A 12,607-nucleotide genomic window follows, 5' to 3' on the forward strand; every position below is an offset into this window, starting at 1 on the left:
TTGCCGTCTGTGCGTACGCATCAGGCTGGTTGGGATCCAACTGCACCGCAGAACGCGTTACTAGAACCCCATGCGGTTGGTGTCTTGGCCGTCATTGGCTCGTTCCTGCAGCTCGGCCAGTCCGCGGAGAGCATGCCGATCTCCGGCGTCGGCGGCCAGTCTGTACAGGCGCTCGGCATCCTGGCGGTCCCCGGCCCGCTCCCGCATCCAGGCCAGCGTGGTGTAGCAGCGCGGGCTTCCCGTGTCGGCGGCCAGCCGGGCTGTCTCTTCTGCACCTTGGCGGTCTCCTGCCCGCTCCTGGATCCTGGCTAGGGCGTTGTAGGCGCGCCAGTCTCCCGCGTCGGCGGCCAGTCTGTACAGGCGCTCGGCATCCTGGCGGTCCCCGGCCCGCTCCCGCCCCCGGCCCAGTTTGCGGAGGGCGTCGCGGTCTCCGGCGCCAGCGGCCAGTCGTGCCAGGCGCTCAGCACCCTGCCGGTCCCCAGCCCGCTCCCGCATCTCGGTCAAGCTATGGAGAGCGTCCGGATTTCCCGCGCCAGCGGCCAGTCGTGCCAGGCGCTCAGCACCCTGCCGGTCCCCGGCCCGCTCCCGCATCCAGGCCAGCGCGGCGCAGCATCGGGGGTCTCCGGCGTCGGCGGCCAGTCGTGCCAGGCGCTCAGCACCCGGGCGGTCCCCGGACCGCTCCCGCATCTCGGCCAGCATGGCGTAGGCGCCGGAGTCGCCGGCGTCAGCGGCCAGCCGGGCCAAGCGCTCGGCGTCGTAGGAGAGGCCCCTTGCTTCGGCTTCCCGACTCAGCCGGGCAAGATGACCTGAGTCTCTGGCATGGTCGGCTGCGGCGGTCCAGAACGACTTTGGAGGGCTGGCATGTTCCCGGATGGCGCGGCCGTGGGCGTCGAGGTAGTCAGCCAAGCGCGAGATACCCGGCTGTGCACCCATACCGCCGGGTCGGGGGACGGGTTCCAGGGCCGCGGCAACGCGCTGGACCTGGGCTCGGGCGTCGGCGAGGGCGGACGTGAACCAGTTGGGGCCAGCTGCGGTGCGCTGCTCGTCCGTGAGGTAACCGGGGGCCGCTTCGCGCAGGAAGCCGTCGGGCAGGGGTGTGTCCCAACCCAGCCGGTAGGCGTCCATGGCGGCAGTGACCAAGGCTCGCGTGTAGCAGGCGGGGGGCTCGTGGGCGGATTCGTAGCGGTCCACGAGCTGCAGGCCGGCGGCGAGGGTCTGGGTGATCTTCCCGTCCCGGGACGAGTGCCTGGCGGCCGTCAGTGCGGGGTCGCCATTGAGGGTGTCCAGCGCCCGCAGGTCCTCCACACCGAAGGCGGACGGGACGCGCACGACGGCGGTGGCACCAGTCAGGAGCACACGGGCATGACGGTGCGAGTCCGTGCTGCCGAGGGCGCGTTCACGCGGGGGCTCGGTCAAGTCGCTGAAGGCTGCGTCCCACAAGGTGGCCACGACGATCGCAGGGCCAGGCTGGGCCAGGCGTGAGAGCAGGCCGGCGGCGAGGGCTTCGCCCTCGTGCCCGGCCAGATGCTGGTGAACGTCGTCGAGCCACAGGACCGTGCGCGGGACGAGCGCGCGGGCAGCCATTACCTCCAGCGCACTTGATGCGGTACGGGGGAAGATAAGGTCCCAGTCGGCCAGAGCGCCGACGTGACGGACGGCTTCATAAGCGGCGCGGGTCTTGCCCGTGCACGAGCTCCCGCGCACCACCACCAGCACCGCCTCCCCACCCATGACCGCGGTACGCAGCACCGCGCGCAGCTGCTGGTCGTGAGCGCGCTCGACGTAGGAGGGCAGAACGAACCCGGAGGCCTGCGAGCTGATGCCGGAGATCGACGGATGGACACGCAACTGGGCCGCCGTCCAGCAGTCCAGGCGCTGCGGCGGGTCGGTCAGAGCACTGCGGCGGGCCCGGGCCTCCGCGTCGGCCAGGTCAGCGGCTGCCTGTTGGCCCCGCCGCGCCTGCTCGGCCTCCCGCACACGGGCTCGGTTGACTGCGTTATGCCGCTCCCGCCACCGTTGGGGGTCCAGCAGCACCGCGTCACTGCCAACGATGCCGCCACGATCGGCTGCCTGCCCGATGCTGGCTATCACGCTGGCCAAGACGTCCACGTCCGCCGGGAACGCCTTGCCGCTCAGCCAGTTGTCGATGGTGTTGTGCGAACGCTGCACGCGCGTGGCAAGGTCGCGCAGGGAGGGGCGCACCCCCACCGGTAACCGTCGGCGCAGGTGTTCCACGCGCCTGAGATCGTCGAAGAACACTTCCTCAAGCGCAGCCGCACTGCCGTCCTCCGTCATGGCGCTACCGGCCCGTCCCCTCGCCAGCCGTCCAACGCGTCACCACGAACGCATCGGGAGGCTGTCAGCCTAGGCACGCCACCTGCAGCCCGGAACACCGCCCCGTCCAACCTGCGGCGGGAAGTCGATGGACATACCGCTGGACAGGCGCGATGGGACAGCCCCGTTCCCACCGCTACCTCCATCGGAGTCAGTGATGACCACTCCCCACCTCTTGCTCGACCTGCTGGCCACGCAGGCGGTCACCGTGCTACTGACCGGCACGGTGACCGCGATATCGGTCGTAGTGATCATCCGTCAGGCCCTGCGGGGCACCCAGCCCCAGCACCGCGCCGCCATCCTCCGCTCCGTCGCCGAGATCACTCGCGCACTGCGCAGTCGGCAGAAGTGAGGAATATCCACCAAGCACGCGCTTCCTGTCAGCCCCACGGAGACAGGAAGCGCAGGAGCATGAAAGCAATAAGAGCAAGAAGCATCACCGCTCCCCAGCGTCTACCCTCCCCCTGCGAGGCGCTGCCCCGGAGGCCCGGTGGGCCGCCATGTCCGGTACGGAACTGGACGTTGCGAATCGGTTCGACACGAACCGACACGATAGGCCAGCTGTGACGGGACGTCCGGGAGGCGGGTTGGCTGCTTGCTCTTATGATTCTGGTTACGGTTCCGAACCCGGGAGGATCCCGATGACCCAGAGCACTGGCCGGCCCGCCCCGGCGGGCCGCTCCGCGCGCGCAGCCGTCGCAGCCTTCCTCTCCGCGATCCCCGGCGAAGCCACCCGCAGCCTGCGCCGCACCTACCTCCAGGAGTACGCCGCCCACCTCGCCACCCTCAAGGACTGCCCCGAAGCCGCCCTCACCCGGGCCGACCTCCTCGACCCCGCCCACGCCACCGCCTGGCTCCACGCCGCAGCATCCGGCGAAACCCGCCGGCGCACCGGCCGCCGCGGCCCCCGCACCCCCGCCTCCGCCAACTCCATGGCCGCCCGCACCACCACCCTCAACACCTTCACCGCACACCACGGCCACCCCCTCGCCCTCACCGTCCCCAAACCCGAATTCGCCCCACGCCTCACCCCCACCGAAGCCCACCGCACCCTGCGCCTGCTCACCGCACACCAACCCGACGGCATCCTCACCCCCACCTGGGAACGCACCGTCGCCCTCATCTCCCTCGCCGTCACCACCGGCCACGGCCTCAACCACCTCCAACCCATGACCCTCGACGACCTCCAACTCGACCGCCCCCTCCCCCGCGCCCGCACCGGCCGCACCTGGTACCCCCTCGACACCGTCACCCGCCACGCCCTCACCCGCTGGACCGACACCCACCACGCCCTCACCGCAGGCCACCTCAAAACCCTCCAGGGCGGCAACGTCCACCAACTCTGGGTCACCACCGCCCCCGGCCGCCCCCGCCACGGCCACGACGCACCCCCCGCAGGCCTCCCCGCAGCCCGCCGCACCCTCGAAGCCGCCCACCGCCGCCTCACCACCCTCGCCCTCGGCACCCCCCTCCTCCTCGAACAGTTCTGCCCCGCAGAGGACGACGAGCCCGCCCAGGCATCCACCGCTCCAGGTGCGTCCTGAACCGGGAACCCGCGCCCTCCACACGGGCCGGGTCGGATCGGGCAGTCCACCCAAAACACTCTGAGCGCGGTCGGGTCCCGACAGCGGCTCGTGGACGCCGAAATCAATCGACCCTTCGACTCCGTTCCGGGCAGGATGTCCTCCCGCGCACCATGTACTGCACGACCTCGCCACCAAGAAGACACCGCCCTTCGATCTGGTCGGGCACCTGATCGCGGACGCGGACATCGCCAACAGCCTCGCCGACCGAGCTGACCTCAGCCGCGCGCAGGCGACGGACTTGGCCGCGCGCGTCGGGGGAAAGTACTGCCGGCCAGCGTGCCCGCGGTGTGCCCGACACCGGGTTCATCCCCGCATGCGCGGGGAGCGGGCGGCACGGAACGCGCGGCAGACCCTGAACCAGGGTTCATCCCCGCGTGCGCGAGGGAGCAGATTCCGACGCCACCGCCGGCGGTCTTCAGGGCGGGGTCATCCCCGCGTGCGCGGGGAGCAGACCAGCTGACCATTCACGTCGACGATGACGGTGGGGTCATCCCCGCATGCACGGGGAGCAGTGCGGCGGAGTACCGGCCGGGGCCGGGAAGCCGGGGTCATCATCCCCGCGTGCGCGGGGAGCAGTCGAGGTGGGCGTACTCGAGATAGGCGAGGTGGGGGTCATCCCCGCGTGCGCGGGGAGCAGATCGAACCCTTTCGCAGTGCGGTTTTGGGGTCGGGGTCATCCCCGCGTGCGCGGGGAGCAGGCCCTGTGGGCCGCACACGGGCCCGTGGTCGTGGGGTCATCCCCGCGTGCGCGGGGAGCAGACTGGCTGACCTGGCATTTTACAGCGGCCACAGGACCGTTTTCATGACTTCCGCCGAGTACGACATATAGGGCTTGTTAGGCATTCGGGGAAGGTCGCCACCAGCAGCCGCCAGCTGCGTCCGTTGACGATGACCTGCCTCTCCGGCTGTCGACGGGGCATCCAGGCTGGGCCACCTCACAGACTCATCCAGCAGTAGAGCTGCTCGCCCGCTTCGAGAGCCCGCCTCGCGAGGAGGATGATCTCTTCGGCCACCGGCTGCATGTCTTCGACGCGCGCTCCGTGCAGTTCCTCCGCTTGCACCCACCTGGCGACGATGGTTGGCATGTCGCAGTCGCGCACTGCCGCCAGAGTGTCCCGCACCTGGGGATGGAGTTCGGATACCCACGGTCCCGTCACCCACTGGTCGTCCTCGTCCTCGGGGCCGTCCGGGCCGGGTACCGGAGAGGTCGGCCACACGGTCACCTCGTCGACCAGGTCCACTCGCCACTGAACCTGACGGATGGCAGCGATCAGCATCGCCAGGACCACGGTCGGATCCACGCGCTTGGCTTCGACCCCGTCGAAGACAGGGTCCCCTGCGGCGAGCGGGGACCCACCATCCATCCTCTCGAGGGCCTCTACAACCGATGCCGCATCCACCGCGCGGAAGTAGTCAGTCAGAGCGCCCATTGCTTCCTCTCAGCTTCCGGTTCGTCGGTGGGCAGTAGATCAGGCACCACCGACAACATGAGGGGGGGGACGGACCAGATCAACTAAGTGGTCGAGTTTCGAAGTTCTTCGGGGGTTGATCAGGTTGTCAGGGCGGCGGAGGATTCTTCTTGTCGGTCGGCGGATGCATGTCGGTCGAGCCTGGTCAGTAGATCGTCCAGGTCGGAGGTGGTGAACTTCCACTGGAACGGCTGTGCTGCGGCGTTGTAGCGGTCTTCGAAGGCTCGGAGCCGATCCCGGACCTCGCTGAGGTCGGTGAAGTCGTTGGGCGACACAACGCGCATCGCCCGGGGCGAGGGTCGGGTGGCAGTGGCAGCGGGCCTGTATCGAGGTCTTCTCGTCGCTGGACAGAACATACTCGTCCCCTCGAAGCGGGATGCCCTCGAAGGCGCGGGCGTAAAGGTCCAGGACCCGCCGGGCCTTGACGCGGAAGTTCGGGTCTCGGATGAAGATCCAGGACCGGTACTGCCAGGGCTTGATCGCGTCCTGACGCAACCAGCGGCGCACCGTGGACGCGGAGACGGTGTCGGTGATCCCGCGCGGTCAGCTCGGTGGCCAGCTCCGGGCACGACCAGCGCGATAGGGGCATACCGGTCTCGGCCGGCAACTGGCAGGCCAGCGCCTTGGCTTCGGCGACCTGCACCGGGGTGAAGCCGGCGGGACGCCCGGTGCGCTTGCGGTCGGCCAGGGCTGGCAGCCCTCCGAGGGCGAATCGGTCGCGCCAGGCGCGGACCGTGTCCAGGTGCAGGCCCGTCTCGCGGGCGATGCGCGCGTGGAGCGCCCCCGTGCCGCGTGCAGGACGATCTCCGCCCGCCGCCGTAACCGGTACGGGGTCTTCTGGCCGTAGGCCATCTTCTTCAACCGCTCGCGCTCGGCGGCGGTCGCGACTATCGGGCAGGCCGGGGCAACGGGCATGGCAGGCGGGCCGATCGGGGGAAGTGGATCACGACGGACGGCATCCTGCCGCGTCCGGCGCCTCAACGATCCGGCACGATGGCCACCGTGCCCACGGCGCCGGAGTGCACCGGGCTGTCACTCGCTCAGCGGTTGTCCGAACACGCCCGCACTGCCTGACCGCAACTGGCGGACCGCCATGTCGCCGACCTGGCGGGCGATGTCGGTCCACAGGGCGGCGGGGAGGTCGTGGCCGACGCCCGGGTAGGTCACCAGGCGGGCGCCCTCGATGGCCCGGGCGGTGGCGCGGCCCGCGCCGACGCGCAGGATCGGGTCCTGCTCGCCGTGCAGGACCAGGGTGGGTCGGCGTAGCTCCCTGAGCCTGGGTCCGTGCCACTGGGCGCCGATCTGGCGGCTCTGCGCCTTGTTGTCGCGCGGGCCGCTGTCCACGTCGGCCTCGACCCAGGCGCGGGCCGCGGCCTCGTCGAAGGGGTAGCCGGGGGAGGCGATGCCGCGCCAGACGGTGAGGGCGGCCTCGATGTCGCCCTCGCGGCCCTCGGGGAACTTGGTCCGGGCGAGCTTGGCGAGCAGGCCGAACCGCAGGTAGCGCAGGACCCCCAGCCCGGAGACGTCGCTGGGCAGGGCCGCCGAGGAGGTGACGCTGAGCACCCGGTCGGGGTGTCGCAGCGCGATCCGCTGGGCGATCGCGCCGCCCAGGGAGTGGCCGAAGACATGGGCTCGCTCCCAGCCGAGTTCGTCCATCACAGCGATGGCGTCGTCGGTCATGTCCTCGGAGGTGTAGGCGTCCCCGCGCTTGGCGAACAAGGCCTTGAAGGGGTTGGTGGTGGCGGTGTCCGGCATCCGGGTCGACTGGCCGGCGTCGCGCTGGTCGTAGCGGGCCACGGCGAACCCGGCGTCGCCGAAGGCCTGGCACAGTCCGGCCGGCCACCAGAACCGGGCGGTGGCCAACCCCATGATCAGCAGCAGCGGTTCGCCCTCGGAGCCCTTCAGTTGGTCGAAGGCCACCTGCACGTCACCGTTGTGCGCGTACCGGGTCGACGTCCACTGCTGCTGCACCTGGGGCATGTCGGCTCTCTTTCATCTACTGCGATCACTGTTCGCAGTTAATGCAGCCTAAGATACTGCATACACCGTTCGCAGAAAAGGAGGGGTCATGACCGAGCCGTCCGCCCACAGCATCTGGCTGCGCCCCGAACGAGCCGGACGCGGCCCGACGCCCACGTTCGACCGCGACCGCATCGCCGCCGCCGGGATCGCCCTGGCCGACGCGGACGGCCTGCCCGCCGTCACCATGCGGGCCGTGGCGGTCGCCCTCGGGGCCGGGCCGGCATCCCTCTACCGCTATGTGGCCACCCGCGACGAACTGCTGGAACTGATGATCGACCAGGTCAACGGCGAGATCTCCTACGCCGGGCTCGGTTCCGGACACTGGCTCGACGACCTGCTCGCCCTGGCCCGGCAGAGCAGGAGCGTCTACCTCGCGCACCCATGGCTGCTGGACGCGACCGCGGCGAGGACCCCGGTGGGGCCGCACGCGGTCACCTACCTGGAGCACGCCCTGGCCGCGCTCGCCGACGTCGACGTCAGTCCCCGGACCAAGCTGGAGGCCATCGCGATCCTCAATGCCGTCGTCTCCACTCTGACCCGCGCCGAGGTGATCCAGCGTCTCGCCGGGCAGACCATCCCGCAGTGGCAGCAGGCCCAGGCGGAATATCTCACCCAGGTCGCCATGGCGGGCCATCACCCGCACCTCGCCACCGCCCTGATCGGGCAGCCGCCCGAGGCCGAGGATTCATCGGAATCGCTCTTGGACCGCATCCTCACCCGCGTACTCACCGGGCTCCTTCAGCCCGACGACATCGGAGCAGCCTCCGTGCGCGGTCGCGCGAAGGCAGAGCCACCCGCGGCCAGTCCGGGGTCGACCGCAACCTCCTGATGCCTCATCGGGAGAGTCATGCCCGAGCTCTCACCTCCCGCGACGCTCCACCCCCTCACAAATGACCATCTGTGAGAGTGGCGACAGGCAGTTTCGGCGGCACCCCGGGAGATCCCCAGACTGCGCCTGCGGCCTCTACCTGGCCGTCCCCGAGATCTAGCCGGACCTCACACACAACAACAGCGGGAGTCAACCCCCGAAGGATTTTCGGCGTCGACCACTAAGACGGGACATCAGCAACGGCTCGTGGACGCCGAAATCCATCGGCCGTGACGACGGTGTTCCAGGCAGGATGTCCTCTCGTGAACCACGTACTGTGCGGCCTCGCCGCCAATGAGGCACTGCCCTACGAGCTGGTCGGGCGCCTGATCGCGGTCGCGGACGCGGACATCGCCGACGCCCTCGCCGCCCGCGCGGACCTCAGCCACGAGCAGGCGCTCGACCTGGCCGCCCGAGTCGAGGAGAGCGCTGCGCGACTTGCGTACGAGGGCCGGTTGACCGCCGCCGACATCGACCCCCTCGCACAGCCGGAGGCCGCGCTCGCCCTGCTCGACGCGGGCTGCGGTGCCCCGGAGTGGCCGCGGCTCTTCGCCCAGGACCCCGATCCGGAGCGCCGGGCGAAGCTGGCCGCCTGTCCCGGACTTCCGGCCGACGTGCGGGAGAGCCTCGCCTGCGACCCGGACGTCCAGGTCGTCGCCGAGCTCGCGTTGTGGACCACGGCGGACATGGCGGCCCGGCTCGCACGCCACCCGCATGCCGAGGTCCGCCGCGCGGTAGCCGGTAACGAGGCGACACCACCACAGGTCCTGGCCATGCTGATCACCGGCGAGGGGCTGCCACCGGCGGAGCGGTGCCTGGTCTGCGACCGGGAGGAAACGCCGTACGCGCACGATCCGCACTGTCCGCGGCTCGACTGCGACCTGCGGTCCGGTGCCTCGTGCGCCGGCTCGCACGAGTCCACCCTCCACGAGATGGCGGACCAGGCGCTGCGGAACCCCGCCACCCCGATCGCCGCTCTCCTCCGGTTCGCCGACCACTCCTCGGCACTGCTGCGCTGGGAACTCGCCGCCCGCCCCGACCTCCCGCCGCAGACAGCGGCGCAGCTCGCCGACGACCCCGTTCCCGGCGTTCGAGCCGACCTCGCACAGAACCCGGCGATCGACGACGCCACGATCCGCGTACTGGCCGCCGACCGCGGCCACGACGTACAGCGCAGGCTCGCCCACAACCCCCGAGTGCCCCTCGACGTACTCTCCGACCTGGCCGCTACCACCAAGATCGGCCCATCCCTGCCGCCGAGGATCGCCTCCGCTTCCCCCTCCGAGATCGAGGACTTGTCCAGATCCTCGAATCCGACAGTACGCATGCTCCTGGCCGAACGGCGCGATCTGCCGGCCGAGATCCGCGACCTGCTGGCCGACGACCCCGACGCGAAGGTGGTCAAGTCGATCGCACGACACCCCGGCCTCTCGGAGGCCCAACTGCGGTCCATGGTCGAACGCCACGGAGCCCAGGTCTCTGCCAAGGTGGCGGCCAACCCGGAAACCCCGTCCGCCTTGCTGGAAGACCTGACCAGACACGTACCGCCTGTCCGGAAAGGACTGCGCGAAATCGCCCGACACCCCAACGCAACCGGCCCGGCCCTGCTCGTCTGTCTGACTGACGGACGAGCAAGGCGAGTGGCTGCAGGGCACCCGGCCCTGCCACCGGAGGCCATCGTCGAGCTGCTCGCCGACTGCGACTGGCAAGTGATGGAAGCGGCTGCCGCCAACCCGTCGCTGCCACTGGTCGTCATGGCGGAGCTGATACCTGAGCCCCACGGGGCATAGGGCCCCGGCGCGGTCTTGGAGAACATCGGCACAGGCCTTGATCGCCGAAAACGGTCATGAGGCGGCGGCCGACCTGTTCCTCGACTCGTTCGCCAACCCGAACACCGTCCGGAACTACGGCATCGCCGTCGCGAAGACCGCCGAGCGCCTGGGCGAGGGCCGGCCGTTCGCCTCGGTGGAGGACGACGAGATCGGCGAGGCGCTGGAGCTGCTGTGGGGCAGCTCGGCGGTGAACACCTGGAACGCCCGACGCGGCGCAGTGCTGTCCTGGACCGGCTGGTGCGCGGAGCGCGGGTACGACGGGCCAATGGTCCCGGCCTGGGCCAAGCGGCTGCCTCCGCCGGACTCGGAGACTCCGGTGCGCTCGAAGTCGGCGATCGACCGGCTGATCGCCCGCCGCGACGTCCACCTGCGGGAGAAGACGCTGTGGCGGATGCTCTACGAGACGTGCGCCCGCTCGGAGGAGATCCTGGACGTCAACATCGAGGACCTTGACTTGGCCGGCCGCCGGGCCCGGTGAAGGCGAAGGGCTCCCAACCGAAGGTCCGCCGCCGCGGCGGCGCCCGCGAGGACTACGTGCTGGAGATGGTGTACTGGGACGCGGGTACCGCCCGGCTGCTGCCCCGGCTGCTCAAGGGCCGAACCCACGGGCCCGTGTTCGTCACCCACCGCCGTCCCGGCCCCGGCAAGGTGGTCAGCCCGCGCGACGTCTGCCCAGGCACCGGGCTCGCCCGTCTCTCCTAAGGGCAGGCCCGCGCGCTGCTTGATGAGCACACCGCTGTGCGCGGACCGGGCACTGGCTGGGACCTACACGAGTACCGCCATTGCGGCCTGACCCGCCTTGGTGAGGCCGGGGCCAGCCTGCTGATGCTGATGGCGAAGTCGCGGCACAAGTAGACGGAGAACGTCCGCCGCTGCTTCAAGCCGTCCCCGGAGGCGATCGCCGAGGTCACCAGCCTGCTCGCACCCGGCAACAGCAGGCGCTCAATCTTGCTCAGCCCCGTCCCCGAGTCGTAGTCGCTCGGGTGCCAGCGGGCTACCGGAGCACGACCGTGACGCCGCGCCGTTCGAGGAGTTGCACGATCTCCTCGAAGTAGGAGAGTTGACCCTCCGGATCCTCCACAACATCCGCCAGTGCGCGGCGTGCGACTTCGGAGTCATGCCAGGTCAAGGTGAAGGGCGGGGCCACTCCGAATCCACCGCACAGGCAGTCCTTGAAGGCGTTCCACTCCCGGCCGAAGTAGCGGCCAGGTCCGAGCAAGGCCTCGGCGATCGCGCAGTGCAGCCCGGGGACGTCCGTGACGAACCGGCCGTCGAGATGATATTCGCCGCCAGAGCGGTCCGGTCGAGGCGCGGGCACCCGCCAGGCACGGGTGGTGAGGTCGAGCCAATCGGCCCTGCCCTGCGAGTCGTACGGCGCCCACATGTTGGGTGCTTCTGGCGGACCCTGATACCACTCCTCCCAGATCGATCGGGCCGCCGACGATGGTCGATCGGCGCCGCCATCGGTGAGGGTTATGTCTTCCAGCCCATCGCCGAGCACAGACGGGCGCGCTCCGGTGAGGGCCAGGCCCACGGAGCGCGAGGCCATCACAGCGCCATGGCGATCCAGCACCAGGAGATCGGCCCAGCCCCGTGTCCACCGGCGTGGTCGCTGAGTCCCTACGAGCAGTGGCTCCGTAGCCTCGCAGCCGATCAGCTCCATCGGGACAGGGGCCGGGTCCGCTCGCGAATTGAACAGGCCGTCCACATCGGAGCACCGGCCTGCACTTGCAGCAGCGACCGTCGTTCCCGCGAAAAGCTCGAAGCGTGGTGTCGCAGGCACTTCGAAGAAGCCCTCGTCGTTCCTGACACCGGCACCGAGCACAATGTCGTACCGCGCCGGGTCGCCGGGGTGGGGCTGATGGGCCACCACGACCGCATCGACGAGAGTCCACCACTGCACGGGCTGCTCGTCGTCCCAGACCTCGACGCCCACGTCGCCCAGACCCCGAAACGAGACGCCGGGCTCGGCCAGGACCTCGCTCAGGGGGCCATCGGGGCTGCATCCGCGGAGGGTGAGGATCTCCCGTGGCGGCGGGACCGGGTCGACGAACAGCCCTTCGACGCCCGCGCACCTCCCCCAGAGCTGTTCCACGCCGTCTTCGTCCTCCTGGACCAGGAGGTACTTCACCGGGAAGCCCCGATCCCACCGAGCGTGATCTGTGATGCGCACCCAACTCCCGAACATGCGAGCGACCTTCGCGCCTACGATACGGACCCTGCCAGCCCTGGCCAGGAAGGGGACGGGCTCCCGAGTTCGGTTACGTCTCGTCGACGGCGCCGTCGCCCAGCTCCGCGCGGAAGGCCACGCGATCCGCGACGAGGACATCGCCCGGCTGTCCCCGCTCAAGCACAAGAACCTCAACGTGCTCGGCCGCTACAGCTTCACCGCTTCCACCCTGGTCGGCGGGGCCTTGCGTCCGCTGCGCGATCCGGATGCGGCCGGACTCGACGACGAGGACGGGCAGGACTGATCGGGCTGGGGCTGCGCGAGGA

Annotated in this window: 9 protein-coding genes, 3 pseudogenes and 1 CRISPR repeat array; of the genes and pseudogenes, 6 read left to right on the forward strand and 6 right to left on the reverse strand. The window is 70.2% G+C overall.

What is annotated here, in order from left to right:
- Positions 1-60: 60 nt before the first annotated feature.
- On the reverse strand, positions 61-2,295 hold the full coding sequence (locus OHU74_RS36920) for a tetratricopeptide repeat protein (protein WP_331721061.1): 2,235 nt from the start codon (positions 2,293-2,295) through the stop codon (positions 61-63).
- Positions 2,296-2,491: 196 nt separating this feature from the next.
- Between OHU74_RS36920 and OHU74_RS36925 the strand changes: the two genes are divergently transcribed.
- Both OHU74_RS36925 and OHU74_RS36930 read left to right on the forward strand, forming a co-directional pair.
- Positions 2,492-2,686, forward strand: a complete 195-nt coding sequence (locus tag OHU74_RS36925) for a hypothetical protein (RefSeq protein ID WP_331721062.1) — start codon at positions 2,492-2,494, stop codon at positions 2,684-2,686.
- A gap of 289 nt (positions 2,687-2,975) precedes the next feature.
- The gene (locus OHU74_RS36930) at positions 2,976-3,878 is read left to right on the forward strand and encodes a hypothetical protein (protein ID WP_331721063.1); all 903 of its coding nucleotides are present in this window, start codon (positions 2,976-2,978) and stop codon (positions 3,876-3,878) included.
- A gap of 345 nt (positions 3,879-4,223) precedes the next feature.
- A CRISPR array of direct repeats spans positions 4,224-4,679; the repeat unit is 25 nt; unit sequence TCATCCCCGCGTGCGCGGGGAGCAG.
- Between the two features lie 176 nt (positions 4,680-4,855).
- On the opposite strand, the gene OHU74_RS36935 is transcribed toward OHU74_RS36930, so the two are convergent.
- The 4 genes and pseudogenes from OHU74_RS36935 to OHU74_RS36950 all read right to left on the reverse strand — a co-directional run bounded on the left by OHU74_RS36935 (position 4,856) and on the right by OHU74_RS36950 (position 7,369).
- A complete protein-coding gene (locus tag OHU74_RS36935; protein WP_331721064.1) occupies positions 4,856-5,350 on the reverse strand; it encodes a hypothetical protein in 495 nt (164 codons plus the stop codon).
- 119 nt (positions 5,351-5,469) lie between these two features.
- Positions 5,470-5,673 (reverse strand): hypothetical protein, encoded by a 204-nt coding sequence (locus OHU74_RS36940; protein WP_331721065.1) that lies wholly within the window; start codon positions 5,671-5,673, stop codon positions 5,470-5,472.
- A 308-nt stretch (positions 5,674-5,981) separates the two neighbouring features.
- Positions 5,982-6,287: pseudogene (locus tag OHU74_RS36945) on the reverse strand (helix-turn-helix domain-containing protein); the annotation flags it as partial.
- Positions 6,288-6,421: 134 nt separating this feature from the next.
- Entirely contained in the window at positions 6,422-7,369 is a 948-nt protein-coding gene (locus OHU74_RS36950; RefSeq protein ID WP_331721066.1) for an alpha/beta hydrolase, read from the reverse strand.
- Positions 7,370-7,457: 88 nt separating this feature from the next.
- On the opposite strand from OHU74_RS36950, the gene OHU74_RS36955 reads away from it, so the two are divergent.
- From OHU74_RS36955 to OHU74_RS36965, 3 genes and pseudogenes are all read left to right on the forward strand, one after another.
- Complete coding sequence (locus tag OHU74_RS36955; RefSeq protein ID WP_331721067.1) at positions 7,458-8,240, forward strand: TetR/AcrR family transcriptional regulator C-terminal domain-containing protein; 783 nt, start codon at positions 7,458-7,460, stop codon at positions 8,238-8,240.
- Positions 8,241-8,542: 302 nt separating this feature from the next.
- Positions 8,543-10,069 carry a hypothetical protein gene (locus OHU74_RS36960; RefSeq protein ID WP_331721068.1) on the forward strand — a complete coding sequence of 509 codons (1,527 nt, stop codon included), beginning with the start codon at positions 8,543-8,545 and terminating at the stop codon, positions 10,067-10,069.
- A 37-nt stretch (positions 10,070-10,106) separates the two neighbouring features.
- A pseudogene (locus OHU74_RS36965) lies at positions 10,107-11,086 on the forward strand (site-specific integrase).
- A 19-nt stretch (positions 11,087-11,105) separates the two neighbouring features.
- Here OHU74_RS36965 and OHU74_RS36970 read toward each other — a convergent pair.
- A complete protein-coding gene (locus OHU74_RS36970) occupies positions 11,106-12,242 on the reverse strand; it encodes a barstar family protein (protein ID WP_331721069.1) in 1,137 nt (378 codons plus the stop codon).
- A gap of 133 nt (positions 12,243-12,375) precedes the next feature.
- Here OHU74_RS36970 and OHU74_RS36975 point away from each other — a divergent pair.
- Positions 12,376-12,585, forward strand: a pseudogene (locus OHU74_RS36975) (Tn3 family transposase); the annotation flags it as partial.
- Positions 12,586-12,607 lie beyond the last annotated feature (22 nt).

Source organism: Streptomyces sp. NBC_00454 (assembly GCF_041434015.1).
In the GTDB taxonomy this organism is placed as follows: Bacteria; Actinomycetota; Actinomycetes; order Streptomycetales; family Streptomycetaceae; genus Streptomyces.

What these genes read in the sequence shown, in the direction of transcription:
- OHU74_RS36930 (WP_331721063.1), top strand. Translation starts at nt 2,976, where the DNA reads ATGACCCAGAGCACTGGCCGGCCCGCCCCGGCGGGCCGCTCCGCGCGC.
- OHU74_RS36925 (WP_331721062.1), top strand. Translation starts at nt 2,492, where the DNA reads ATGACCACTCCCCACCTCTTGCTCGACCTGCTGGCCACGCAGGCGGTC.
- OHU74_RS36950 (WP_331721066.1), bottom strand. Translation starts at nt 7,369, where the DNA reads ATGCCCCAGGTGCAGCAGCAGTGGACGTCGACCCGGTACGCGCACAAC.
- OHU74_RS36920 (WP_331721061.1), bottom strand. Translation starts at nt 2,295, where the DNA reads ATGACGGAGGACGGCAGTGCGGCTGCGCTTGAGGAAGTGTTCTTCGAC.
- OHU74_RS36940 (WP_331721065.1), bottom strand. Translation starts at nt 5,673, where the DNA reads ATGCGCGTTGTGTCGCCCAACGACTTCACCGACCTCAGCGAGGTCCGG.
- OHU74_RS36935 (WP_331721064.1), bottom strand. Translation starts at nt 5,350, where the DNA reads ATGGGCGCTCTGACTGACTACTTCCGCGCGGTGGATGCGGCATCGGTT.
- OHU74_RS36955 (WP_331721067.1), top strand. Translation starts at nt 7,458, where the DNA reads ATGACCGAGCCGTCCGCCCACAGCATCTGGCTGCGCCCCGAACGAGCC.